Source organism: Flavobacterium polysaccharolyticum, from assembly GCF_038739875.1.
Lineage (GTDB): Bacteria > Bacteroidota > Bacteroidia > Flavobacteriales > Flavobacteriaceae > Flavobacterium > Flavobacterium polysaccharolyticum.
Map to the genome: position 1 here is coordinate 275067 of NZ_JBCGDP010000001.1, position 26545 is coordinate 301611.

The following is a 26545-nucleotide window of genomic DNA, read 5'->3' on the forward strand; positions in this document are numbered from 1 at the left end:
CCTTAATAAAACTATTTTGTCAAGATAAGAGAGGGAATTTTTAGTTCCAATAAAAAAAGTGTAAGATTTTTGAAAACTTATTCTTGCACTTTTGGATTATGTTTAATTACTATTTTAAAGTAATTGTTTTTGAGATAGTCGACTTGTTTTTGATAAAAATCTCCCTTTTTTTGTTGAAGTTGTAGTGCCAGCAATTATTAATGCGGCACCAGTATAGTATTGATTTGCTATTTCTTCATATGATAAGGCAACATCGTATATTTTCAACTCATCTATATCCGCATTAATACTAATCAACGAATTTATATTTCCTAATTTAAAAAATGATCCTAAAGTATTTCTATTGGGAGCCATATAGTTTTCAATTAAGACTCCATTTCTATAAATATCTGCATTTTTTCCGTCATAAACATATGTATAATTGTACCAAATTCCTTTTGCCAAAGGCAATGTAGTCACAAAATCATTTTTGTAGCCCCAAGCCGCAACATTAAGTAATGATTCATCAGAATCTGTTCCTTGATGAATTAAGCCACAGTATTGATTACCGACCGCTGCTCCATATCCCCATATATAGTTTGAATTTGTTATGTCATTGAATTTGATCCAAATAGATATGGTTCTTGGTGCATTGGTTTGCGGTAAGTTGTCAATATTTGCTATTAATCCTTCGTTTGTTAATCGAATTGCTTTTTTGTCTATTCCTGAACGATCTTTACTAAATTCGGCATTTCCTACAAAAGAAGCAGTTTTACTTGTGTTTGCAAGGCTCCCATCAAAATTAAATTCATGAATGGGTTTTTGTGCCTGAATAGCAATAGAGTAGAGTAGAAAAGAGAGGAGAACCGTTTTTTTCATAATCAAGTTAAAAGAAGAGATTTAGTTAATTTGTTTTGCTAAACTAGATTGTTTTTTTTTAGGTTTAAAACTTTTACGATGAACGGTTCGAAAACTCGTTCAACTGCTTTTGAATTTTGTTTTCGACTTTTTGTAATCGGGATTAAGTGCAAACAAAAAAACACCTTTTGTAGGTGTTTGTATCTCTTGAGTTTATCGTGTTTAGTTTATTGTATGTATAGACTAAAATTGACGGCAATTTGGTCTTTAACTTTTATCAAACCGCCCATTTTTACTGGAGGGACAAGTCCAATGTCTGAAAAATTTAATGCAATGATTCCTTGTAGTTTGTTATTGTCTTTGGTTAAAACAAAATCTTTGTATCTCAAGGTTTTATTAGTAATCAAAAAGTTGAGGTTGCATTTGTAATGGTTACCATAGGCTTTTATGTCGGTAATGGTGACAAAGCTTGAAGGGAATTGCGTAGTTTTTACTGTAGATTGTAAATCTTTGGTCATGATTCTATTCCCACAATCAAATTTAACCATTGGAATTTCGGCTTTAATGCAATTTTTATTTGTAACGTTGAGAATAATAGTGTCTTTTTTGAAAAAAGTTGTACTACAATTGTATTTACCTACCGTAGATAAACCTGTTATGTTGATTTCAATTTTGTTGATGATTAGGGAAGAATCATAAGAATGAAAATTAGGTACCGCACTTCCCAATGTAAAGAGAAGTACGATACCTAATAATTCTATTATTATTTTGTTATTCATTTTGTATTAGAAAGTGATAACCGCTTCAAATAGTAATCCTTTGAATTTACCTTGGTATAAGTCATTAACGGTTCCGTTTGCATTAAATTTACCAAAGTCTTTATATTGTTGGTCTACATAGGCCAATTTTGACAGGATATTTTTAGTCATGAACCAACCAGCAGAAGCTTCAAAGCGGTTGATAGTGATTTTATCTGTGTTTGCATTGTCTAATTTACCAGATACAGTGTTGTATCTGCCACCTACATAAAATTGTTCAGTTTTTCCAAAGCGATACACAACATCACCAGCAAATTGATTAACTGTACGGCTTTCATCCATTCCTTTTTTGTTTCCTCCTGTAGCTGTTTCAATAGTTCCAAAGAATTCCAATCCTTTGTATTTTACAAAAGGGTTAAACATTATAGACGTTAACTTGTTGCCAAATCCAGGATCAAAGCGTCCTGTAGTATGGTTTGCTTTTAAGTCTTTAGTGAAATCATTGTCAACTGTCGTACTTCCATTTAGGTAAGCTGCGTGAGTCATCACACCATAGTAACGGCTACCTGCTCTTTCAGAAGAATATAAGTTTCCGCTAGTGTTAGCACAGTGATATAAAGATCCTGTAAAACGCACTCTAAGGTCTTCACTCAATTGTTTGTCATACCCTAATTTTGCTAAAATAGTTGGGCTAATAGTTGTGTTTTGGTCTGGCAATGCTGCTGATGGAGTTCCAGGAACAAATTCAGAAACGTTTTGGTTCAATTTAGAGTTGGTAACTCCAATCATACTTACTAATCCATTTCTGTTGTAGTATACTTCAATTCCAGGCTCAGTAGTAAATGAATCCATAATGTTGCTTTCTATAAAAGGATTCATCATTGCATTACCATTATCAGATCTTCTAAAGTGAGCATCACCATAGTTGTTCTCCATTTGACCAATTTTGATAGTCGCATATTTCATGAAATCTTTCAAGAAGTCTTTTTGGATAAAGTCTAATTTGTCAATTTGTAAATAACCACCTTTTACCCAAGTTTCGTTGTGGTGTCTTGCAGCTAAATACAAATCTAAATTAACACGAACACCATCATATAATTGAGCACCAATGGTCATGTTTGCAGTTGGAAGATTCAAGTTATTAGCCAAATTGTTTAGTTTATAACCTGTAATAGCGGCATTATTATTTGGATTGGTGAATGAGGTTCCTTTGTGACCGTTAAAAGAGTTGATTGCTTGGAATTGTAAAGCAAATGCAGCTCCTAAATCGATACTTAAACCTTTGAACTCAACAGAATCTTTTTTAACGTCAAATTGATTGATACCTGTTTTGTCTCTTGGAATTAAGTTTTGTATTTGTCCAAATCGGTCTTGTGCTTGCGCAGCAGTTAGGCTTAATAAAGCAGCTGCTAAAAAATAAATTACTCTCATTTGTTGTTAGTTTTATTTGTAATTAAGGTTGAATTTTATTGTAAGATCTTTTCCTGTTTTGATAGTGCCTAATAAAGCAGTAGGGGCTTTCATGCCAAATTCGTCAAAAGTGATTTTGTTTGAACCTTGAATGTTAACTACTCCATTTACTACAGCTACTTTTATTTGTGTTTTCAAGTCTTTGCTTACTCCTGCAATGGTGTAAGTCCCTGTTAGGTTCCATGTTGTTTCGTTAACTTTTGCAGCAGTTTTCAAAACATATTTTATAGTTTTGAATTTTTTAGCATTTAGAGTTTCGTAAGCTATTTTGTCCATTCCGCCTTTTCCACTTTTAATAGTTTCAACAGCTAAATCAATAGTGATAGAATTAATATCAACAACTTTCGAGTCGGTTACTGTAAGATTTGAATTACCATTTTTTGAAGCAGAAGTCATTTCCCAGTCATGCAATGTTGAAGTTCCTAGAACTGTAAAACTAGTCTTATTGTCTAGCGTGTAATTCTTTTGTGCTAAAGCAGTGATATTAATCAGTACTAAAGCAAATGTTAAAAAAATAGATTGAATTTTTGTTGGTCTCATCGTTGTGTATTTAATGATTATTGTAATATTCTTAATAATAAAAGGTTTTTTTGTGTTTTTTTACGGTATTATCCTTTTTGTGTTATTTATATAGCAAATTTCGCTACAATGTCCGGAGTGAAACATGATAAAAGTCAGACTTAAATAATTTAAGATTTTTTTAACAATTTTACATCGATTTCGTTGACTTTTTATTTAGAAGTAGTTTCAATAAGAACAAAGAATAGTGTGAATTAGTCAGATTTTGATTATGTTTTTTTTGCTTTTTTGTTTTTTTATTCAAAAAAGCATTCATTTTTTATGAATTAAATCGTATTGCAAAAAACTTTATTGGATTCTGTTTTCTCATACAGTTCATATTGTTATGCATTTTGTTGAATTTGTTAAAAAGGATATTATTAATAAATGAAATTGAATTCAAAACATTAAAATTTGAATAAATTTGCAGCATGGAAATCGAGAAAAAAGATATTAGATCATTATCTAAAGAAGAATTACGAGACTTTTTTGTAAGCAATGGCGACAAAGCTTTTCGAGGCAATCAAGTATATGAGTGGTTGTGGACCAAAGGGGCTCATAGTTTCGAGGATATGACAAATGTGTCTAAATCCACAAGAGCAGCATTAGAGGCTAATTTTGTAATCAATCATATCAAAGTTGATACCATGCAACGCAGTGAAGACGGTACGGTAAAAAATGCTGTTCGTTTGCATGATGGATTGGTGGTCGAATCGGTTTTAATTCCAACCGAAACCAGAACTACCGCCTGTGTTTCAAGCCAAGTAGGTTGTAGTTTGGATTGCAATTTTTGCGCGACCGCACGATTAAAACGCATGAGAAATTTAGAACCCGCTGAAATTTATGATCAAGTTTTGGCTATTGATAAAGAGAGCAGATTATATTACAATCATCCGTTGTCTAATATCGTATTTATGGGAATGGGAGAGCCTCTGATGAATTATAATAATGTATTGAAAGCTATTGAAATGATTACTTCTCCAGAAGGATTAGGTATGTCTCCCAAAAGAATCATGGTGTCTACTTCGGGAATACCAAAAATGATAAAAAAATTAGCCGATGATGAGGTGAAGTTCAAATTAGCGGTTTCACTTCATTCAGCAATCGATTCAACTCGAGCCAGAATCATGCCTTTTAGTGCCAATTTCCCTTTGAAAGAATTGAGAGAGGCTTTAGAATATTGGTACCGAAAAACCAAGAGCAAAGTGTCCTATGAATATGTAGTTTGGAAAGGAATCAATGATGATAAAGTTTCAATTGATGCTTTGGTGAAATTTTGTAAATATGTGCCTTGCAAAGTGAATCTTATTGAATACAACCCTATCGATGATGGTGAATTTCAGCAAGCTTCTGAAGAGGCGATAGCTGCCTACATTAAAGGCTTGCAGGCTATTGGAGTTGTGGTCAAAGTAAGAAGAAGCAGAGGAAAAGATATCGATGCTGCTTGTGGTCAATTAGCGAATAAAGAAGCTTAATTTTTTTTAATATATAGTGAAGGAGTTGATTTTAGTCAACTCCTTTTTTAGTGATAACACTTACTTAAATACATCTTTAATTTCTTCTGCTACAGGATGATTTGCTTCAAAAGTATAACCAAGAATTTTTGCCATAGTTTGTGCAAATTGATTTTGATAAATTTGCATATTGGTATTTATTTCTCCTTTGGCGTCTATTTTTGGCCCCATGGTTGCAAACCAAATTTCAGAAGCATCTTTAATATTGCTTCCATGACTTGTCCATTCTGATTTAACTAAGTCACCTCGGCCATGGTCTGTTGTAATAAAAATAGCTGTTTTATCTTTATATTGTGAATCATTTTGAACAAACTCCCATAGTTCTTTTACCCAAGCATCTACCTGATGGGCAGCATCTAAATACGATCGGTAAAAACCAGCATGTGCCCATTCATCTGTTTCTCCATAAGCAATATACAAAACACGAGGTTTGTTTGTTTTTAGTTCTTCTAAAGCTTCATAATGAGTAAATACATCAAGACATTCGTTTTCGTGAAAAGGTTTATACGAATCAGTCAACATTGCATTGATTAATTTTTGTCTTTCATTGGGTTTTTTGCCTCCAACTTTATCAAAGGCTGAGATTACTGGAAAACCAGCTCGCTTTTCGTTCAAAATTCGATCAAATGCATCCCAAGCACCAAATGCAGCAACTTTTCCTTTTATTTTTGATTGTTTATTAAAATATTCTAATACGGTGATATTTGGATTAGGAATATAGTCATTTGAATTTATCGAAGTATCAGCAAATCCAGTCATAATTTCACTATATCCGGGATAGCTAAACCAATATGGATTAGCATTGTTCACTTTGTTTCCCAATGTTTTGTTACCATAGATTTGTCCTTTTTTTGACAAAACAGACCATATAAAAGGCATAAGTTTCTGTCTTCGCTCTTTAAGGTCAGCAGACCAATATTTTTTATAGATATAAGCACTATCCGATTGATTGTATCTTTTATCATTAGCCAAAGACTCGTCCATTCCTTTAAAGACTTCCTGCCATCTAAGGCCATCTGTGGTGATGATAATAATATTTTCAGCTTTTTGTCCTCTTGAAAGCATGGTGATAAAAAAGACAAGTAGTAGGGTTTTTGTTTTCATAATTCATTTTTTAAATGATTTTTACCTCGTTTTACTAGTAAGGATAAATATTTGGAGCAGTACAAACATAGCTGTATATTGAGAATAGTTCTATTAAATTAAGTTTAACAAAATGCAAACTATACATTTCACATCGGTTATTTTAGTCCGACTGTTTATCTTATCTTAAATTTATAGTTAAAGCTATTTTTTTTTACCAAAAAATGTAACTTTGGCACCTAAATGAATATCACCTCACAAATAAAGCAGCCCATTTTTAGAGAAATGGAACTTTTTGAAAAAAAGTTCTATGAATCAATGTCTTCTCAAGTGGCGCTGCTCAATAGAATCACTTATTATATTGTAAATCGTAAAGGGAAACAAATGCGTCCAATGTTTGTTTTTCTTACCGCAAAGATGATTTCTGGAGGGACTGTCGATGAACGCACTTATCGTGGTGCTTGTGTGATTGAACTCATTCATACTGCTACATTAGTGCATGATGACGTAGTAGATGATAGCAATCGCCGAAGAGGTTTTTTCTCCATCAATGCCTTATGGAAAAATAAAATTGCAGTATTGGTTGGAGATTATTTGTTGTCCAAAGGTTTGTTGTTGTCCATAGATCATGGCGATTTTGATTTGCTGCGAATTATTTCGGTAGCCGTTCGCGAAATGAGCGAAGGAGAATTATTGCAAATAGAAAAAGCCAGAAGACTCGATATTACAGAAGAGGTATACTACGAAATTATCCGAAAAAAAACAGCGACTCTAATTGCAGCCTGTTGTGCTTTGGGGGCTAGATCTGTTAGCGATAATGAGGTGGTTGTAGAACAAATGCGAAAGTTTGGAGAACTTATAGGTATGGCTTTTCAAATTAAAGATGATTTGTTCGATTATACCGAAGAAGCTATTGGGAAGCCTACTGGAATTGATATCAAAGAGCAAAAAATGACTTTGCCGTTAATTCATGTTCTAAATACCTGTACTACAAAAGAAAAAAGTTGGTTAATTAATTCCATCAAAAACCATAACAAAGACAAAAAGCGAGTAAAAGAAGTCATTGCTTTTGTCATCAGTAATGGTGGACTTTCCTATGCCGAACAAAAAATGATTGATTTTCAACAGGAAGCATTAGCTATTCTTGAAAATTTCCCCACGTCCGATTATAAATCGGCCTTGATTTTAATGGTAAATTATGTAATCGAAAGAAAAAAATAATTTTTTTTTCGTCTGTAAAGTCCCGTAATCATTGATATTTCTGTTTTTTTATTAAAAATAAAACAACTGCATGCAACCTTTTTGTTGCTTGCTTCGTCTATGCTAATAGAAGTCGGTTTTACAAAAACAACAATTGCTGACCCATACGTTTTATAATATGAAAGTAATTCCATTACATCATGAAGAACAAAAATTGATTCAACTTGCTATTGAAAACAATAGACAGGCACAACAACAGTTGTATTCTAAATTTTCTTCAAAAATGTTAGGAGTTTGTAGGCAGTATATCAAAGATATTCATCAAGCCGAAGATGTAATGATTACCGCATTTATGAAGGTTTTTGTGAATCTAAGAAATTTTGAACACAAAGGAAGTTTCGAAGGTTGGATCCGCAGAATTATGGTCAATGAATGTATTTCTTTTTTGAGAGTAAATAAAAAAATGAAATATACCGAAGACGAGTTTTTTGTAGAGGAAAGTTTTGATGCCATTGGAGATCAGTTCTCCGTAGAAGAAATTCAAACCTTAATAGATACCCTTCCAGAAGGTTATAAAATGGTGTTTAATTTATATGCGATAGAAGGATACAAACATCAGGAAATTGCTCAATTGCTTGGTATTTCTGAAGGTACTTCAAAATCACAATTGTCGCACGCTAGAAAAATGTTACAACAGCAGATCAACTGCTTAAAAAATAAGCAAAATGGAACGAAATAATTTTGAACAACAAGCCAAAGAGAAGCTCTCCAATCGAGAAATTGCTCCCTCAGCTCAAGCTTGGGATCGATTAGACGCGATGTTGTCTATCCAAGAAAAGCCAAAGAAAAAAATCAATTGGTGGTATGTTGCAGCAAGTGTTACAGGGCTTTTATTGGTAGGGACACTCTTTTTTAACACATCAAAAGAAAGTAATGTTATAATGCCATCTCAAGAAATTGTGGTGACTTCTACTGAAGATAAAGATTCGGTTACGACACAACCTTCTATTGAACCCCAAAACGAAGTAAGTGTTCAGCCTAAATCCGCTGTAGCAACGAATGTGTCTAAGGTTACCAATAATCCATTAAAAACTACAAAAACAAATCATCAGGAGCTTTCAATCAACAATCAAATCACAACCCTCAACAATCAAGTTAGTACTACAATTGAAAAGAGCACAACACATCAAGCAATTGCTGCGATAGATGAAAATGTGCAAGTAGTACCAACGGTAATCCAAAAAAAGCAAAAAATTCAAGTCGATCCTTCTACTTTATTATCGCAAGTCGATGGAGAATTGGAACTCTCTTTTAGAGAAAAAGTAATTGCCAAAGTGAATAAAAATTATCAAACCGTAAAAGTGGCTTTGGCCAACCGAAACAATCAAGAATAAAAACAATCAATCATCAATCAAATTTTTTAAAAACTAGTAATCATGAGAAATTTTACCATTTATTTAGCCGCCCTATTCTGTCTTTTAGCCAGCAAAATGATAGGCCAAGAATCCTTTGAGAAACGCGCTAAGGAAATCGCCACACGAATTGAAAAAATCACCAAAGAAGAAAAAGCAGCACTAAAAGAGGAAATTGAAGCCGTAAATCTTCAGCAGCAAGCGGGTACAATTACCAAAGAAAAAGCAGACGAGAAAAAGAAAGTACTTGCCGAAGCCAGAGCCATCAATATCGAAGCCCGAGTAGCTAAAGAACAAGAACAATTGAATGAATTGGTACAGCTTAAAGTTGACGGAAAAATAAAAGAGAGCGACTCTTCTCGAACTTTAGTGATTCACTGGGACGACGATTTTAACTTTAGAAATAAAAAGAGAGAAAAGAAATTTGGTGAAAAAAGAACCACGAGTCAATTTGTTTTTGCTGCAGGTTTGAACAATCTCATGGTTGATGGCAAATTACAAGATAAAGATTATAAATTCATAGGTTCTCATTTTTATGAGTGGGGAACTACCTATAACACTCGAATCTTAAAAGAGCATAATTTATTGCATTTCAAGTATGGTATGTCCGTAATGTATAATAATTTACGTCCTACAGAAAATCGCACTTTTGTGGTAAATGGAGATCAGACTAACCTAGAAGTATATTCAAAAGATTTGAAAGAATCCCGTTTTAGAAACGTTTATTTAGTAGTCCCTATGCACTTAGAATTTGATTTTTCTGGCAGTACAATGAATGATGACAAGCGTCAATTTAGAACTCACAAATCCTTTCGTTTGGGGTTAGGCGGTTACGCAGGAATCAATTTGAAATCAAAACAAAAACTAGAGTACCGTGAAAATGACGAGAAAATTTATCAAAAAACAAAGGGAGATTTCAATACCAGTAACTTCATTTATGGTTTGAGTTCATACATCGGGTACAAAGAAACTAGTTTGTATGTAAAATACGATTTGAATCCCTTGTTTACAAGCAATGCAGTAGACCAAAACAATATTTCTATGGGAATACGTTTCGATTTTAATTAAGATTAGGAGCGAATCATCAGGCTTTTTCAGGCCACATCGTTCCCGCCATCATTCCTAAACCTCGTGAGCTGAACCCCAGCTCACGAGGTTTTTCCCTTCTGTCGGGGCTATACGATTAGCAAGGTTTTTTCCTTGGAAGAAATTTGCTAGTATCGGGTGAATCATAAATTATGTTTTGTAGCTATTTAGATATTTTTTCGGACATTAATTGCCTCCAACTTTAGTTGGAGGGGGGCAATTTGAAAGTTTTAAAGGCTTTAGCCAAAATTAGTCGCTTTTATTTGGCTAAAGCCAATGAAATCAATCCCCATAATTCCCCAACTAAAGCTGGAGCCAATTGAAAGCAAGACAAGCTCAATAGTTGCTATATTTTTTTTGAAGCACCCCACACCACCTATCTACTTAAATCCGCGAAATCTGCGTGCCATAATTCGGGCGTTGATTTCGTAGCTTCACACAGACATTTTTGATATTTTGATAAATGCTCAATTTGTCTTGTGCACAGCAGCAGCACTAAGTTTAATAATCCAAAATTAACTTTGTATCTTTGGCCTTTGCCAACTTTATTCCCTTATAAATTGATTTCAAAAGCAACCATAGATACCGTTTTCGAAACCGCTCGTGTAGAGGAGGTTATTGGCGATTTTGTACAATTAAAACGAGCAGGAAGTAATTTCAAAGGGTTGAGTCCTTTCTCAGATGAGCGTTCACCTTCCTTTATGGTGTCGCCAGTAAAACAAATTTGGAAAGATTTTAGTTCTGGAAAAGGTGGTAATGCAGTAGCTTTTTTAATGGAGCACGAGCATTTTACGTATCCAGAAGCGATTCGATATTTAGCTAAAAAATACAATATCGAAATCGAAGAAACGGAACAAACCGATGCCGAAAAAGCCAATACCGATGTCCGTGAAAGTATGTTTTTGGTGTCTGAATTCGCGAAAAATTATTTTCATTCCACACTATTAAATACCGAAGAAGGGAAGGCGATTGGCTATTCTTATTTCAAAGAAAGAGGCTTTACCAATGAAACCATAAAAAAATTCGGGTTAGGCTATTCCCCAGAAACTTGGGACGCTCTGACTAAAGAAGCGCTTGGAAAAGGATACCAATTACAATATTTAGAAAGCACAGGCTTAACCATTCCGAGAGACGACAGACCATTTGATAGATTCAAAGGCAGAGTGATGTTTCCTATACAAAGTATGTCGGGTAGGACCTTAGGTTTTGGTGGGCGTATCTTAACCAATGATAAAAAAGCGGCCAAATATTTAAACTCTCCTGAGAGTGAAATTTATCATAAGAGCAAAGTCTTGTACGGAATTTTCCAAGCCAAACAAGCCATTGCTAAACAGAACAACTGTTATTTAGTCGAAGGATATACAGACGTAATTCAATTCCATCAAGCGGGAATCGAAAATGTTGTAGCCTCTTCCGGTACTGCTTTAACACCCGACCAAATCCGATTAATCAATAGATTGACCAAAAACATTACCGTACTTTTTGATGGTGATGCAGCAGGACTTCGTGCTTCCATTCGAGGAATCGATTTGATTTTGGAGGAAGGGATGAATGTAAAAGTGTGTACTTTTCCTGATGGCGATGATCCAGATAGTTTTGCCAAAAAAGCATCCTACGATGATTTAGTAGCTTACTTGGAGAATAACGCAAAGGATTTTATTCAGTTTAAAGCCTCTCTTTTAATGAACGAAGCTAAGAATGATCCCATCAAAAAAGCTGATTTGATTCGGGATATGGTGACGAGTATTTCTAAAATTCCAGACCGCATTCAAAGAGAGATTTATTTGCAAGAATGTTCCAGAATTATGGATATTTCTGAGCAAGTATTGGTGAGTACTCTAGCACAATTAGTGCAAAAAGATGTTGCCGAAGTAGGGAAAAAACAAAAGCAAGAACAAAAAGCATTTGAAATTGTTAAGAATGAGAATCCAGTTCAAGCAGAGAAAGTAAATGTGCTGTATCGTTTGGAAAGAAAAATCATTGAAATTTTATTGCTCTACGGAAACAAGGATGAAGTTTTTGAGGATGTTCTTTTAAAAGCCAACTCTGATGGTGAGATTGTTCATGTGGTTGAGAGAAAAGAGTATAAAGTTTTTCAGAGGATCTATTTAAGTCTACAAGAAGATGAGGTGGAATTAGCCAATCCATTGTTTAGAGATATTTTTAATGACTTGGTCAATTACTATTTGCAGAACGAAGCAGATGGGATTGAAAATTATTTAAAGAGTTTAAAGCCAGAATTTGCACAAGAAGTTACTGATATTTTGATGGAAGAAGAACAAATTGTACTCCATAATTGGGAAGGGCAGAATATTTTTGTAAAACAAAAAACAGAAACAGTAAGTCAACACACTTCGGAAACAATTATATCCATTCGCGAATATTTAATCAATAAACTAATCATGGATTTAATGAATGAATTCTCTTCAAATCCAGAGGCAGATATCGAAGAGTTGAAGGTGATGATTAATGATTACAACAAGCTGAAGGTCAATTTGACGGGGGCTATTGGTAGAATTCGATCAACTTATTTATAAAAAAAGGAAGTCAATTGACTTCCTTTTTTGCTTTAGTAGCAATTAGTACAACTTAAATCAAATTATACGATTTCTAATGTTTTTGCTTTATTAACTAAATCAACCAAATTGGTTACATTCAATTTCGTTAATAAACGCAGTTTGTAAGTACTAATTGTTTTTTCGTTTAGAGAGAGAATATCAGCTATTTCATGGTTTTTCTTACCATGGCTTAAATAGCGTAATACTTCGATTTCTCGGTTAGACAATTTACGATACAAACGTTCGCTTTTGTTTTGTTTGGCTATTAAAGCCATGTTTTTACGAACATTTTCGTTCACAATAATTTTGCCTTGATGAACTTTTACAATAGATTGACCTAATGTTTCAAGTTTCTCGGATTTGTGAACATAGCCAGAAACTCCTGCTTTAATTGCATTGGGAGCATAAATTTGTTCCGAAAGACTACTAAAAATAACAATCTTCGTTTTAGGGTAGTTTTTCAACATCGCCTTGATTTCAAAAATACTCGCCAATCCTTCTAATTCTAAGTCGATTACCAATACATCGATTTCCTTGTTTTGGAGGATGTCTCGAACCATCGAAAAATTACCAACATTGGCTACAATAGAGATTTCATCGTGGTCTTTAAAGTACGATTTAACTCCAAAATGGGTTACAGGATAATTATCTGCTAAACAAACTTTAATCATGGTATTTGTTTTTTAAGAGTTGTCTATCAAAATGATAGCATAAATGTAGTAAAAAAAATACAATAACTATTATAAGTGTTAATTTTTTTTATTTTTTTTCTATAGTGCATACAGGTATTGGGTTCATTTTGTGTCGATTAGCAGTATTTAGGCGCTTGTAGGTCTCAAAAACTTCTTTTTCTCTACCCTCAAATTCCGAAATCGTTTTCCCTAATTCGTCTTGAAGCATGGCCCATTCGAGTTCGTCATAGCTAGCTCCCAGCTGATCTTCGTCTGATCTATCGTCACCAAATAAGCCATCTGTTGGAGCAGCAACCAAGATTGCGTTGGGAACTTTTAAAAATTCGCCTAAAGCATATACATCTGATTTTAGTAAATCGGCTATAGGACTTAAATCTACGCCACCGTCTCCATACTTAGTGTAAAAGCCGACACCAAAATCTTCTACTTTGTTTCCTGTTCCGGCAACTAGTAGTCCATATATTCCAGCGTAGTAATATAAGGTGCTCATTCGTAAACGAGCTCTTGTATTAGCTAAAGATAAATTCATTTTGGCAGTGTCTTCGTGCTCAGGAACTACTTTTTTGAATGCTTCAAAAACAGAAGTCAAATCAGAAGTGGCACTTTTTACATTAGGGAATCGCTCTTTTAATTGTTTGATATGTTCTTCTGCGCGACTAACATGTGACGGTGCTTGATGAATAGGCATTGTTACACAAAGTACATCTAGACCCGTTTGTGCACAGAGTGTGGAAGTTACTGCGGAATCAATACCACCAGATATTCCGATTACAAATCCATTCGACTTGGCATTTTTGGCATAATCGGTGAGCCATTTTATAATTTGAGTATTTACTTTTTCTGGTGATAAGGTCGTTTTTTTAATCATAATAGTTTACGTTTTAAAAAGCAGGAATGTATATTTGCAAAATCTTTTCAAAAAGGGAATTTACTCTGAAAACATTTAAAAGCTAAATTAAATAATAAATATTAAACCGCCATAATTCCAAACCATAAACTAGAGGGAAGAAACGGGATTAAAACAGAGAATGCTACAAATAATTTATAACTTATGAAAATCTATCTTTTACCTCTTGCCATTTGCTTCTTTCTGCTTTCATGTGAAAAGAAAAATAAGATTGAAAAAGCAGTAGAAGAAATTCCAGTAGAAATTAAAGTTGACCGATTTGACAAAGCTTTTTTCGAAACTAAACCTGAGGACTTGCATCAGTTAAAACAAAAATACCCTTATTTTTTCCCTGCAGGAACGGATGATGCAATTTGGATTGAAAAAATGCAGCATCCTCAATGGAGAGAATTGTATGGAGAAGTGCAAAAAAAGTATGCTGATTTTTCTTCCATTAATCAAGAAATAGAAACACTCTTTAAGCATATTCAGTTTTATTTTCCTAAAACGAAATCGCCCAAAGTTGTTACTTTAATTTCTGAGATGGATTACAACACCAAAACGATTTACGCGGATAGTTTGGTTATTGTTTCTCTAGAGCTATATTTAGGTAAAAATCATAAATTTTATCAATTCCCCGAATATATCAAACAAAATTTCGAGCCAACACAAATCGTTCCAGATATTGCCTCTAGCTTTCTTCAAGCAAAAATGGTTCCAGATACTGATAGGACATTCATGTCTCAAATGATTTATTTAGGAAAAGAATTGTACATAAAAGAATTGTTGTTGCCAGAATATACAGATGCCGCTAGAATAGGATATACTCCTGAGCAAATTAAATGGTGCATTGAAAACGAGGGTTATATTTGGCGTTATTTTATTGATAAAGAAATGCTGTATAGTGTAGACGCTAAATTAATCCCTAGATTTTTGAGTCCTGCGCCATTTTCTAAATTTTATTTAGAAATAGATAATGATTCACCAGGACAAGTAGGGGCTTGGATTGGTTGGCAAATAGTAAGATCGTATATGAAGAATAATGATATTACTATCAATGAATTGTTGAATAAAAAAGCAAAAGAAATTTTTGAACAATCAAAATATAAACCTAAAAAATAATGTCAAGTACACATACCTCAGAAATTAAATTTCAAGTTGAATTAGATGAAAATAGAGTGCCAGAAAAACTGTTTTGGTCTGCTGAAGATGGCGGTGTAACAACAGAAGAAGCTAAAGCAATTATGCTCTCTATTTGGGACAGTAATCACAAAGAAAGCATGAGAATTGATTTGTGGACGAAGGATATGCCGGTAGATGAAATGAAAATTTTTTTCCATCAAACGCTAGTGGCTATGTCAGAAACATTTAAAAGAGCAACCAACGATGAGAAAATGGCAGATACTATGATGGATTTTTGTGATTATTTCGCCGAAAAATTAGAACTGAAGAAGTAAATTATATAGAATAAAAAATCCCAAATCTCAATTTTTGAACTTGAATTTGGGATTTGTATTTTGTGATTTAAAACATGTTATTGTTTTTGAAGACTTCTTGGTTTACCTCATCAATGTATTGCAATAATTCTTCTTTGCCAGTGGATTCTGTAGAAGAAGTAACAAAATAATGGGGCATTTCGGACCAATTGTTCGCTAGCATTTTCTTCTTATACGCTGCAATATGAGAATCAATCTTTACTCGGCTTATTTTATCGGCTTTTGTAAAAATGATACAAAATGGAATTTCGCTTTCTCCCATGTACGACATGAATTCAATATCTATGGTTTGTGCTTCATGGCGTATGTCAATAAGTACAAAGGCACATACTAATTGTTCCCTTGATTCAAAATAATCCGTGATGAATTCTTGAAATATTGATTTTGTTTTCTTGGATACTTTGGCATAGCCATAACCAGGTAAATCAACTAAGAACCAATTGTTATTGATTAAAAAATGATTGATAAGCTGCGTTTTTCCTGGCCTTGCCGAAGTTTTTGCTAATTTTTTGTGATTGGTTAGCATATTGATCAACGAGGATTTTCCTACGTTTGATCGACCAATAAAAGCATATTCAGGCAAGAAATCTTTTGGACATTTACTTACATCAGAATTACTTATAACAAACTCAGCAGTATTGATTTTCATTTTTTATTATTCTACTCTTGATGATTAATGTGCGGCTAAGTGAGTATGGGTTAGCCAATCTTCTAAAACGCGATTAAACTCTTCTGGATGCTCCATCATTGCCGCATGACCGCATTTGTCAATCCAATACAAACTAGAGTTTGGCATGAGTTGATGGAACTCTTCTGCTACTTCAGGAGGTGTTACTTTGTCATTTTTTCCCCAAATGATACAGGTTTGTACATGCATTTTGGGTAAATCTTTTGCCATATTGTGACGTATAGCACTTTTAGCTATCGTCAAAGTTTTGATTAATTTGATTCGGTCATTTACTGTTGCAAAAACTTCATCTATTAATTCTGGTGTGGCAATTTTTGGATCGTAAAAAACATCTTCTGCTTTTTTCTTGATGTATTCGTAGTCTCCTCTTTTCGGATAGCTATCACCCATGGCACTTTCGTAAAGTCCAGAGCTACCTGTGATCACAAGTCCAGCTACTTTTTCAGGATACATTTTAGTGTGATATAATGCAATATGTCCACCCAATGAGTTACCTAAAAGGATAACACGATCTAGGCCTTTGTAAGTAATAAAATTTTTGACGTAAACTGCAAAGCTTTTAACGTTAGTCTTTAAAATGTTTTGGGTATAAATAGGTAAATCAGGAATGATAATTTTATATCCTCTTTCAGAAAAATAACTTGCCACAGCATCAAAGTTACTTAATCCTCCCATAAGCCCGTGAAGGATTACGATTGGAGTTCCTTCTCCGGCTTCATAATAGCTATACTTGCCTTCTATTTTATAGTATTTTTCCATGTAATTTGTGACTCAATTTCAATTTCGACAAATATAGGATTTATTAAATTAAAATAAATTGTTAGGGTCTCTTTTTACTGCTTTTATTCTTTTTCATCTATTTATTTGACTAAAAACGAGTGGTTTTCAATATTTAAAATTTGATTTTTTAACATCATACTTTTCTCTTTGTTGATTTGATTTATTTGGTGTTTTTTTTATTGCCATTAACTTTCCTACAAAAAAAAATATCCTGTACTAATATGTTGATAGTGCATAAATTAAGGCTTTTTGATTAAGAGTGGGTAAACTTATCAACAAAGTGGTATAATGTGGTAAATTGTGGTAATATTTTATATATTTTTGCTTTATACAATCTAATGTAAAATAGGTGGATCCAATTATTGGTACATATGAGTGCAAAGTTGATGCTAAAGGGCGGGTAATGTTGCCTTCACCTTTGAAAAAGCAATTGGCTACTTCTCTTCAAGACGGTTTCGTTTTGAAGCGCTCCGTGTTCCAACCTTGTCTGGAATTGTATCCAATGGAGGAATGGAATGTAATGATGCAAAAAGTAAATGGATTGAATCGTTTTGTAAAAAAAAACAATGATTTTATTCGACGTTTTACTGCTGGTGTAAAAGTGGTAGAGATTGATGCTTTGGGAAGGATGTTGATTCCTAAGGATTTAGTAGGCTTTGCTAGTATTGCTAAAGATGTAGTTTTTTCATCTGCGGTAACCATCGTAGAAATATGGGATAAAGATTTGTATGAGAAATCAATAAGTGGAGAGGATCTTGATTTTGCTGATTTAGCAGAAGAAGTTATGGGTAATCTTAATAATAATGACAATGGAATATCATAATCCTGTATTGCTAAAAGAAACAGTAGATGGTTTGGATATCAAGCCTGATGGTGTGTATGTAGATGTTACTTTTGGTGGAGGAGGACATTCGGCCGAAATATTAAGAAGACTTGGGCCTGATGGAAAGTTATTTGCTTTTGATCAAGATGAAGATGCTTTGGCGAATGCCTTGCCAGATGAACGATTTACTTTAATTAATGAGAATTTTAGATTTATAAAGCGCTTTCTTCGTTTCTATGGCGTAAAAGGTGTGGATGGAATTTTAGCCGATTTAGGCGTTTCTTCTCATCAATTTGACGTAGCCGAAAGAGGTTTTTCTACTCGTTTTGATGCAGAACTAGATATGCGAATGAGTCAGAAGAATGATTTGAGCGCCTATAGAGTAGTCAATGAATATGATGATGCGAATTTGAGAAGAGTTTTTTGGGATTATGGAGAACTAAAAAATGCTCCTGCTTTGTCCAGAACCATTATAGAAGCAAGAGAAAAGCATCCTATCAAAACAACCGATGAGTTGAAATTGATTTTGGCGAAATATTTACCTGAAAAAGTTCGTAATAAAGTTTTGGCTCAAATCTATCAAGCCATTCGAATTGAAGTGAATCAGGAAATGGATGTTTTAAAAGAATTTTTAGAGCAATCTTTAGAGATTTTGAACCCTGAAGGGAGGTTAAGTGTAATCTCTTATCACTCTCTTGAGGATAGATTAGTAAAGCGATTTGTGAAAAACGGCATGTTTGAAGGAGAACCTGAACGTGATTTTTTTGGCAATTTTTCGGTGCCTTTTAAAACTATCGGAAAATTGATTATTCCTTCTGATGAAGAAATAAAAAGTAATAATAGAGCACGAAGTGCAAAATTGCGTATTGCAGAAAAGAAATAATTATATATGAAACAAGGAGTTTACGCCATATTGAAAGCGAAATATTTGATTCATGATGATGCCATTAAAAATTGGCGTTTTATTGTTTTCTTGATATTGCTTGCTATTCTTATGATTGCAAACACCCAACGATTTGAACAAAAGGTTTTTGAAATCAATGAGCTAAACAACGAGGTTAAAGAACTTCGTTCTGAATTTGTTGATAAAAGATCAGAATTGATGAAGTTAAAAATGGAGTCTACCGTTTCAAGAAAAATGGAGGCTAAACAAATTTATCCATCAACAGTTCCGCCAGTAAAAATTAAAGTTAATAAAGAAGAAGACCCGAATATATTCGAAAAACTATGGCAGTAGAAGATAAAAACATATCATATCGTATTTATCTAGTGGCATTTTTCCTCTTTGTCATGGCCACGGCTATAGCTGTGAAGCTAACGAATATTCAGTGGGTAGAAGGTGACTATTATAGAAAATTAGCCAAAGAAAGAACGGTTAAGAATTTTGTTATTCCAGCCAATAAAGGAAACATTTATTCCGCTGATGGAAGTCTTTTGGCAACTTCAATACCTAATTATGAGATTCGATTTGATGCGGTTGCACCAAAGACTGAAGATTTTGAGAAACATGTAAAACAATTAGCTGATTCTTTGGGTAAACTTTTAAATAAATCTTCGGATACTTTTGAGCGAGATTTACGAAGAGCGAGAGTAAATAAAAGCAGGTATTTTCTAGTAGCTCGAGACTTGAGTTACACCGAATATATGGCCATAAAAGGCTTTCCATTATTCAAACTCGGTCCTTATAAAGGCGGTATTATAGTAGAACAAGAAACAGTTCGTGAACATCCTATTGGTAAAATTGCCGAAAGAACTATTGGTTATATAGGAAGAGATGTAAACGGGCATATCAATCCAGTTGGGGTAGAAGGGGCGTATAGTAAATATTTAAATGGTAAAGATGGTCGTATTCTAAAGCAAAAAATTGCCAAAGGACAATGGAAACCCATAAGTGATGTCAATCAGGTTGAGCCACAAGATGGTTATGATGTGATTTCTACTATTGATGTCTTTATTCAAGATATTGCGCATCACGCTTTGCTTAAACAATTAGAAGAATATCAAGCAGACCATGGATGTGTGGTGGTTATGGAAACTCAAACGGGATATGTAAAAGCGATTTCTAATTTAGGTAGAAATGAAAAAACAGGGGGGTACTCTGAGCGTTTGAACTATGCAGTTAGAGAATCTCATGAACCTGGCTCTACCTTTAAGTTGGTAGATTTAATGGCTTTGTTAGAAGATAAACTTATTGATACCAGCGCAGTTTTTGATAGCAAAGGGGGAGAAATAAAATACTTCGGACGATCAGTTCGTGATTCCCACAAAGGGGGCTATGGAAAAATTTCATTAGCAAGAGGATTTGAAGTTTCTTCTAATACGGTCATGGTTCAAGCGGTCTACAATAATTACAAATCTAATCCGACACAGTTTGTAAATCATATCAATTCGTATGGATTGAATAAAAAATTAGGATTAGGGTTTAATGGAGAAGGGAAACCTTACATTCCACAACCTACAGATCCGAAATGGTCTAGAGTAACATTGCCTTGGATGGCTTTTGGATATGGTGTTTCGGTAACTCCTTTGCAAACCTTGGCGTATTATAATGCAGTGGCTAATAATGGAGAGATGGTAAAACCTTTGTTTGTGTCTGAAATTAAAGAATGGAATAAAACCATCAAAAAGTACGACAAAGTAGTATTGAATCCTAAAATATGTTCACAAGAAACCATTCATAAACTCAAAGCGGTTTTAGAAAATGTGGTCAAAAAAGGAACAGGTTCTAAGTTGTATTCCAAAGATTTTTCTATGGCAGGAAAAACAGGAACGGCTCAAGTAAATTATGCTAAATCAGGCGGTGCCGAAAAGTACTATGCGTCTTCATTCGTAGGATATTTTCCGGCAGATCACCCAAAATATTCTTGTATTGTAGTAGTGCACAAACCCAATACAACCAATAATAATTATTACGGAGCTGATGTAGCGGGACCAGTTTTTAAACGTATTGCTCAAAAAATATTTACTGATTCTCCAACAACCAATGAGATAAAAAATTTAAATCGAAAAATTCAAAAGCAAGAGAACGATTATAATTCTTATTATGTCAAAGCGCAAAAGAAGATAAAAGCAATTCCTAATGTTCGTGGAATGGCTGGTATGGACGCTGTTGCACTGTTAGAAAATTTAGGATTAAAAGTAAAAGCTATAGGAATTGGAAAAGTAAAGAAGCAATCACTTCAAGCAGGACAAAGTATAGCAAAAAATGCAACAATAGTATTAGAATTATCATGAAAACACTAAAGGATATACTCTATAAAGTAGCTATCGATGCACTTAATGGTGCTACCGATAAAGCAGTTCGTCAATTGCATTTTGATTCTAGAAAAATAGAATCTAATGATGTATTCGTGGCTATCAGAGGTACTGTTTCTGACGGACATGATTATATTGAGAAAGCAATAGAATTAGGGGCAACTGTTATTGTATGTGATGTTTTTCCAGAAGTTTTACATCAAAACGTGACGTATGTTCGAGTAAAAGATACTAATGCAGCATTGGCTTGCATGGCAGCTAATTTTTATGACAATCCATCTCAAAAATTAAAATTAATCGGAATAACAGGAACTAACGGTAAAACTACCATTGCTTCTCTATTATATCAAATGTTTAAAAAAGCAGGGTTTAAAGTAGGTTTGATTTCTACTGTTAGAATTCTAGTTGATGATACCGAGTTTAAAGCAACGCACACTACTCCAGATTCCTTAACTATCAATTATTATTTGGAGGAGATGAATACCGCAGGTGTTGAATACTGTTTTATGGAAGTAAGCTCACATGGAATTCATCAAAAAAGAACCGAAGGGTTACATTTCGTAGGAGGAGTGTTTACCAATCTTTCTCACGATCATTTGGATTATCATCCCACTTTTTCGGAATACCGTGATGTGAAAAAATCATTTTTTGACTTTTTACCCAAAACAGCCTTTGCTTTATCTAATGCAGATGATAAAAATGGGGTTGTGATGTTACAAAACACCAAGGCAATCAAACGTACTTATGCTCTTAAAACTTATGCAGATTATAAAGCCTTGATTCTTGAAAATCAATTGTCAGGCTTATTGCTAAAAATTAATGATAATGAAGTTTGGGTAAAGTTAATAGGCACATTCAATGCTTATAATTTATTAGCTATTTACGGAACCGCGGTGGAATTAGGTCTAGAAAGTCTTGAAGTACTTCGTTTGTTGTCTGAATTAGAAAGTGTTTCAGGTAGGTTTCAATTTATTGTTTCGGCTCAAAATATAACGGCTATCGTTGATTATGCTCATACACCAGATGCACTAGAGAATGTTTTGAACACGATCAGCGATGTGCGTACTCAAAATGAACAATTAATAACTGTGGTAGGTTGCGGCGGAAATAGAGACAAAGCCAAACGTCCTATCATGGGAGGAATTGCTTCTGAAAAAAGCGACAAAGCTATTCTCACTTCTGATAATCCAAGAGATGAAGAACCAGAAACTATCATTGCCGAAATGGAAGCTGGGGTAGCACCACAAAACTTCAAAAAAGTTTTAGTTATCACAGATAGAAAGCAGGCTATTAAAACCGCCTGTCAATTGGCTCAACCCAATGATATTATTCTCATTGCTGGAAAAGGACACGAAACCTATCAAGAAATCAAAGGAGTTCGTCATGATTTTGATGATATGAAAATTGTAAAAGAAACTTTAGAGCAATTAGGAAAATAAAATAACAAAGATCAAAATCTAAATCCCTTACACCATTCTTTAAGCGGAATTTAAAATTTGAATTTAAATTTTTAAAAATAGAAAAATATGCTGTACTATTTATTTGAATATTTAAACAAAACAATGGATGTTCCTGGAACAGGAGTTTTTCAGTATATCACTTTTAGATCAGCATTGGCATTCATGTTGTCCTTGTTGCTGTCTACTATTTATGGTAAACGAATTATTGGTTTTTTAAGAAGACAACAAGTGGGCGAAACGGTTCGTGAACTTGGACTAGCGGGTCAAAATGAAAAAGCGGGTACGCCTACTATGGGTGGTCTTATCATTATTTTTGCCACTTTGGTACCTGTATTTTTGTTTGCAAGGCTTCAAAACATTTATATCGTTTTGTTAATCGTTACAACTTTGTGGATGGGAACCATTGGTTTTGTAGATGATTATATCAAGATTTTCAAAAAAGATAAACAAGGTTTAAAAGGGATTTTTAAAGTATTCGGTCAAGTAGGTTTGGGCTTAATTGTGGGTTCAGTACTTTATTTTAGTCCAGCAGTAACAGTAAGAACTGATACAGGAAAAATAGATGTTTTTAAATCAGCGACACAAACAGTTATTCTTCCTGCACCAATAGAGGAAAAATCTACGGCTACTACTATTCCATTTTTCAAGAATAATGAGTTTGATTATGCCGAATTGTTAGCTTGGACTGGTGATGGTTACGAAAAATGGGCTTGGTTAATCTTTATCCCAGTTGTTATTTTTATCATTACAGCGGTTTCAAATGGTGCCAATTTAACAGACGGGATAGATGGTTTAGCTGCGGGAACATCGGCAGTGTCCGTTTTTGCTCTCGGTATTTTTACATTCGTTTCAGGAAATATTGTTTTTTCGAATTATCTCAACATTATGTATATCCCGCATTCTGGAGAAATGACGGTTTTTATTTTCTCTTTTGTAGGGGCGCTAATTGGTTTTCTTTGGTACAATTCCTATCCTGCATCTGTGTTTATGGGTGATACCGGAAGTTTAACCATCGGTGGGATTATTGCTGTCTTGGCTATTGCGGTTAGAAAAGAAATGTTGATTCCTTTGTTATGTGGAATCTTTTTAGTGGAGAATTTTTCAGTCGTATTACAAGTAGCTTATTTTAAGTATACCAAAAAACGATTTGGCGAAGGACGAAGAATTTTCTTGATGTCGCCTTTGCATCATCATTATCAAAAGAAAGGCTATCACGAGAGTAAAATTGTTACTCGTTTTTGGATTGTAGCTATCATGTTGGCTATTTTATCTATTGTAACCCTAAAATTAAGATAACATGAGACTAGTTGTTTTAGGTGGTGGCGAAAGTGGTGTTGGAACCGCCATTTTAGGAAAAAAGCAAGGCTATGAAGTTTTTGTTTCTGATTTTGGAAAAATAAAACAAAGCTATAAAGATGTTCTTACTAAATATGAAATTCCTTGGGAAGAGGAACAACATACTGAAGAGTTGATTCTAAATGCTACTGTGGTTATGAAAAGCCCGGGTATTCCTGACAAAGCTCCAATAGTAAAGAAATTAGTTGAGAAAGGAATATCGGTTATTTCAGAAATTGAATTTACTGCTCCTTTTACCAAAGCAATTACTATTGGTATTACAGGAAGTAATGGAAAAACGACCACCACTATGCTTACTTATCATCTACTAAAAAGTGCTGGTTTGAATGTGGCTTTAGGTGGGAATATTGGAAAGAGTTTTGCTTGGCAAGTTGCAGAGTATGATTATGATGTATACGTATTAGAATTAAGTAGTTTTCAGTTAGACGGAATAATTAATTATAAGCCACATATCGCCATTCTAACCAATATTAGCCCAGATCATTTGGACCGATACGAATACAAATATGAAAATTATATTGCTTCAAAGTTTCGAATTACCATGAATCAAACCGAATCAGATTTCTTGATTTATGATGCAGACGATGAAGCTACTCAAGAATGGTTAAAATACAATACAACAAAAGCACAATTAATACCTTTTTCTATTTCTCAAACACTGGATTTAGGAGCATTTTTTAAAGACAACAATATGGAAGTTAAAATGAATCAAGAAGAATTTTCAATGGAGACCGAGTACATTGCATTAGAAGGAAAACATAATATGAAGAACGCAATGGCAGCAACATCTGTAGCAAAATTAATGCAAATAAGAAATGCTACTATCCGTGAAAGTTTATCGAATTTTCAAGGTGTAGAACATAGGTTAGAAAAAGTTCTAAAAATTCAAAATGTTCAATACATCAATGATTCAAAAGCGACCAATGTAAATGCTACTTATTTTGCCTTGGATAGTATGAATGTTCCAACAGTATGGATTGTTGGAGGTGTTGATAAAGGAAATGATTATAATGAATTAATGTCTTTGGTACGCGAAAAAGTAAAAGCGATTATTTGTTTAGGAATTGATAATTCCAAGATTATTGCAGCCTTTGGAAATGTAGTAGATGATTTAATTGAAGTAAATACAATGAATGATGCCGTAAGAATGGCACAACGTTATACTGAAAAAGGTGATGCTGTACTATTGTCACCAGCTTGTGCAAGTTTTGATTTATTTGAGAACTATGAAGATCGTGGTCGTCAATTCAAACAAGCGGTTTATAATTTGTAAATAATATAAGTTGGTTTAAAATATTTAAGTAATGAAGGAACTAGTAAACAAGTTAAAAGGAGATAGAGTAATTTGGTCATTCGTGGCTTTATTGGCTTTGTTTTCGTTTATGCCTGTTTTTAGTGCCAGTAGTAATTTGGCTTATATTGGTTTGGGTAAAGGAAATACGCTAGGATATTTGCTGAAACATCTCGCTCATATTGGTATTGGGTTTTTAATTATTTACTGGGTTCACAAGGTTCCTTATTTGTATTTCAGAGCGATCTCAAAAGCTGCTCTACCGGTTGTTTGGGTGATGTTGGCTTATGCTTTAATCAAAGGCACTGTTATTGCAGGAGCGAATGCTAGTCGATGGATTCAAATTCCTTTTATCAAGATTACCTTTCAGCCTTCTACTATGGCGGCTATTGTGTTGTTTGTATTTGTAGCTCGTTATTTATCCAAAAAAAGAGAAACACCTGTAGATTTTAAATCGTCGTTAATCGAATTATGGTTGCCTGTTTTCATAACGTTAATCTTTATTTTGCCTTCTAACTTTTCCACTACCGCTTTGATTTTTTCAATGGTCTTGATGTTGGTTTTTATTGGTCGATATCCATTAAAATACATTGGTTTCATAGTTGGCTCTGGAATAGTAATGCTTATGTTCTTTGTGTTAATTGCAAAAGCGTTTCCAGATTCTAGATTCTTTAGTAGAGTAGGTACTTGGGAAAACCGTATCGAACGATTTACCTCGGATAAGGCAGACGAAGATAATTATCAAATCGAAAAGGCTAAAACTGCCATTGCCTCAGGTGGACTTTATGGATTAGGACCTGGCAAAAGTGTACAGAAAAATTTTCTACCTCAATCCTCCTCTGATTTTATCTTTGCCATTATAGTAGAAGAGTGGGGATTGATTGGTGGTTTGTCTGTACTAGGATTGTATTTGTTACTAATGTTTCGTTTTGTAATTGCATCTCATAAAGCCAACACTTTGTTTGGTAAATTAATCGTGATTGCCCTTGGTTTTCCTATGATTTTTCAAGCCATGATTAATATGGCTGTTGCGGTAGAATTATTACCAGTTACAGGACAAACCTTGCCTTTGATAAGTAGTGGAGGAAGCTCCATATGGATGACCTGTTTTTCTCTTGGTGTTATTTTGAGTGTGACCAAAAAAGAAGAGGAAATTGCTCAAGAATTGAAAGAAAAACAAATTCGAGAAGAAGCATTACAAAAATTGATTGATGCACAACTCGAATCGGATACTCAAGAAATGGAAGAAGAAGAATATTCTATAGAAGATCATGCTAACCCAATGAATGCTGTACTTAACCGATAGTATCAGATAGTAGTAAATTGTTCATTTGTTCTAAAT

General features: G+C 33.9%; 25 protein-coding genes. 16 read left to right on the forward strand and 9 right to left on the reverse strand.

Features of this window, described 5'->3' with window-relative positions:
- Positions 1–114 precede the first annotated feature (114 nt).
- The 4 genes from WFZ86_RS01235 to WFZ86_RS01250 all read right to left on the reverse strand — a co-directional run bounded on the left by WFZ86_RS01235 (position 115) and on the right by WFZ86_RS01250 (position 3605).
- Positions 115–858, reverse strand: coding sequence for a LamG-like jellyroll fold domain-containing protein (locus WFZ86_RS01235; protein WP_342690249.1), 744 nt, complete (start codon positions 856–858; stop codon positions 115–117).
- A 206-nt stretch (positions 859–1064) separates the two neighbouring features.
- A complete protein-coding gene (locus WFZ86_RS01240) occupies positions 1065–1616 on the reverse strand; it encodes a hypothetical protein (protein ID WP_342690250.1) in 552 nt (183 codons plus the stop codon).
- Positions 1617–1622: 6 nt separating this feature from the next.
- Positions 1623–3026: a hypothetical protein gene (locus WFZ86_RS01245; protein ID WP_342690251.1), complete on the reverse strand. Its 1404-nt coding sequence runs from the start codon at positions 3024–3026 to the stop codon at positions 1623–1625.
- A 12-nt stretch (positions 3027–3038) separates the two neighbouring features.
- Complete coding sequence (locus tag WFZ86_RS01250) at positions 3039–3605, reverse strand: YceI family protein (protein WP_342690252.1); 567 nt, start codon at positions 3603–3605, stop codon at positions 3039–3041.
- 449 nt (positions 3606–4054) lie between these two features.
- On the opposite strand from WFZ86_RS01250, the gene rlmN reads away from it, so the two are divergent.
- On the forward strand, positions 4055–5098 hold the full coding sequence (rlmN, locus tag WFZ86_RS01255) for a dual-specificity RNA methyltransferase RlmN (protein WP_342690253.1): 1044 nt from the start codon (positions 4055–4057) through the stop codon (positions 5096–5098).
- A gap of 60 nt (positions 5099–5158) precedes the next feature.
- Here the strand turns inward: rlmN and WFZ86_RS01260 are convergent, their stop codons facing one another.
- Entirely contained in the window at positions 5159–6241 is a 1083-nt protein-coding gene (locus WFZ86_RS01260; RefSeq protein ID WP_342690254.1) for an alkaline phosphatase family protein, read from the reverse strand.
- Between the two features lie 222 nt (positions 6242–6463).
- Between WFZ86_RS01260 and WFZ86_RS01265 the strand changes: the two genes are divergently transcribed.
- The 5 genes from WFZ86_RS01265 to dnaG all read left to right on the forward strand — a co-directional run bounded on the left by WFZ86_RS01265 (position 6464) and on the right by dnaG (position 12455).
- Positions 6464–7441, forward strand: coding sequence for a polyprenyl synthetase family protein (locus tag WFZ86_RS01265; RefSeq protein WP_342690255.1), 978 nt, complete (start codon positions 6464–6466; stop codon positions 7439–7441).
- Positions 7442–7598: 157 nt separating this feature from the next.
- Positions 7599–8159 (forward strand): RNA polymerase sigma factor, encoded by a 561-nt coding sequence (locus WFZ86_RS01270; protein ID WP_315174395.1) that lies wholly within the window; start codon positions 7599–7601, stop codon positions 8157–8159.
- Positions 8146–8814 (forward strand): hypothetical protein, encoded by a 669-nt coding sequence (locus tag WFZ86_RS01275; RefSeq protein WP_342690256.1) that lies wholly within the window; start codon positions 8146–8148, stop codon positions 8812–8814. Before WFZ86_RS01270 ends, WFZ86_RS01275 begins: the two co-directional genes overlap by 14 nt.
- Positions 8815–8856: 42 nt before the next feature.
- Entirely contained in the window at positions 8857–9900 is a 1044-nt protein-coding gene (locus WFZ86_RS01280; protein WP_342690257.1) for a hypothetical protein, read from the forward strand.
- 578 nt (positions 9901–10478) lie between these two features.
- Positions 10479–12455: a DNA primase gene (dnaG, locus tag WFZ86_RS01285; RefSeq protein WP_342690258.1), complete on the forward strand. Its 1977-nt coding sequence runs from the start codon at positions 10479–10481 to the stop codon at positions 12453–12455.
- Between the two features lie 62 nt (positions 12456–12517).
- Here dnaG and WFZ86_RS01290 read toward each other — a convergent pair whose 3' ends face one another.
- Positions 12518–13147: a LuxR C-terminal-related transcriptional regulator gene (locus WFZ86_RS01290; RefSeq protein ID WP_342690259.1), complete on the reverse strand. Its 630-nt coding sequence runs from the start codon at positions 13145–13147 to the stop codon at positions 12518–12520.
- Positions 13148–13235: 88 nt separating this feature from the next.
- Entirely contained in the window at positions 13236–14036 is an 801-nt protein-coding gene (gene nadE, locus WFZ86_RS01295; RefSeq protein WP_342690260.1) for an NAD(+) synthase, read from the reverse strand.
- A 183-nt stretch (positions 14037–14219) separates the two neighbouring features.
- On the opposite strand from nadE, the gene gldB reads away from it, so the two are divergent.
- Positions 14220–15176, forward strand: a complete 957-nt coding sequence (gldB, locus tag WFZ86_RS01300) for a gliding motility lipoprotein GldB (protein ID WP_342690261.1) — start codon at positions 14220–14222, stop codon at positions 15174–15176.
- On the forward strand, positions 15176–15511 hold the full coding sequence (gene gldC / locus WFZ86_RS01305) for a gliding motility protein GldC (protein ID WP_342690262.1): 336 nt from the start codon (positions 15176–15178) through the stop codon (positions 15509–15511). The genes gldB and gldC overlap by 1 nt, the downstream gene beginning before the upstream one ends.
- A 67-nt stretch (positions 15512–15578) precedes the next feature.
- On the opposite strand, the gene yihA is transcribed toward gldC, so the two are convergent.
- Entirely contained in the window at positions 15579–16199 is a 621-nt protein-coding gene (gene yihA / locus WFZ86_RS01310) for a ribosome biogenesis GTP-binding protein YihA/YsxC (RefSeq protein ID WP_342690263.1), read from the reverse strand.
- Positions 16200–16223: 24 nt separating this feature from the next.
- Positions 16224–16997, reverse strand: coding sequence for an alpha/beta fold hydrolase (locus WFZ86_RS01315; RefSeq protein ID WP_342690264.1), 774 nt, complete (start codon positions 16995–16997; stop codon positions 16224–16226).
- A gap of 370 nt (positions 16998–17367) precedes the next feature.
- Between WFZ86_RS01315 and WFZ86_RS01320 the strand changes: the two genes are divergently transcribed.
- From WFZ86_RS01320 to WFZ86_RS01355, 8 genes are all read left to right on the forward strand, one after another.
- A complete protein-coding gene (locus WFZ86_RS01320; RefSeq protein WP_342690265.1) occupies positions 17368–17841 on the forward strand; it encodes a division/cell wall cluster transcriptional repressor MraZ in 474 nt (157 codons plus the stop codon).
- Positions 17822–18724 carry a 16S rRNA (cytosine(1402)-N(4))-methyltransferase RsmH gene (gene rsmH, locus WFZ86_RS01325; protein ID WP_425402846.1) on the forward strand — a complete coding sequence of 301 codons (903 nt, stop codon included), beginning with the start codon at positions 17822–17824 and terminating at the stop codon, positions 18722–18724. The genes WFZ86_RS01320 and rsmH overlap by 20 nt, the downstream gene beginning before the upstream one ends.
- 6 nt (positions 18725–18730) lie before the next feature.
- On the forward strand, positions 18731–19078 hold the full coding sequence (locus tag WFZ86_RS01330) for an FtsL-like putative cell division protein (RefSeq protein WP_342690266.1): 348 nt from the start codon (positions 18731–18733) through the stop codon (positions 19076–19078).
- Positions 19069–21075, forward strand: a complete 2007-nt coding sequence (locus WFZ86_RS01335; RefSeq protein WP_342690267.1) for a penicillin-binding protein — start codon at positions 19069–19071, stop codon at positions 21073–21075. The genes WFZ86_RS01330 and WFZ86_RS01335 overlap by 10 nt, the downstream gene beginning before the upstream one ends.
- Positions 21072–22535: a UDP-N-acetylmuramoyl-L-alanyl-D-glutamate--2,6-diaminopimelate ligase gene (locus WFZ86_RS01340; protein ID WP_342690268.1), complete on the forward strand. Its 1464-nt coding sequence runs from the start codon at positions 21072–21074 to the stop codon at positions 22533–22535. Before WFZ86_RS01335 ends, WFZ86_RS01340 begins: the two co-directional genes overlap by 4 nt.
- Before the next feature lie 87 nt (positions 22536–22622).
- Positions 22623–23852, forward strand: a complete 1230-nt coding sequence (gene mraY, locus WFZ86_RS01345; protein WP_342690269.1) for a phospho-N-acetylmuramoyl-pentapeptide-transferase — start codon at positions 22623–22625, stop codon at positions 23850–23852.
- 1 nt (position 23853) lies between these two features.
- Positions 23854–25185 (forward strand): UDP-N-acetylmuramoyl-L-alanine--D-glutamate ligase, encoded by a 1332-nt coding sequence (murD, locus tag WFZ86_RS01350; RefSeq protein WP_342690270.1) that lies wholly within the window; start codon positions 23854–23856, stop codon positions 25183–25185.
- Between the two features lie 31 nt (positions 25186–25216).
- Positions 25217–26509, forward strand: coding sequence for an FtsW/RodA/SpoVE family cell cycle protein (locus tag WFZ86_RS01355; RefSeq protein WP_342690271.1), 1293 nt, complete (start codon positions 25217–25219; stop codon positions 26507–26509).
- The last annotated feature ends 36 nt before the right edge of the window (positions 26510–26545 follow it).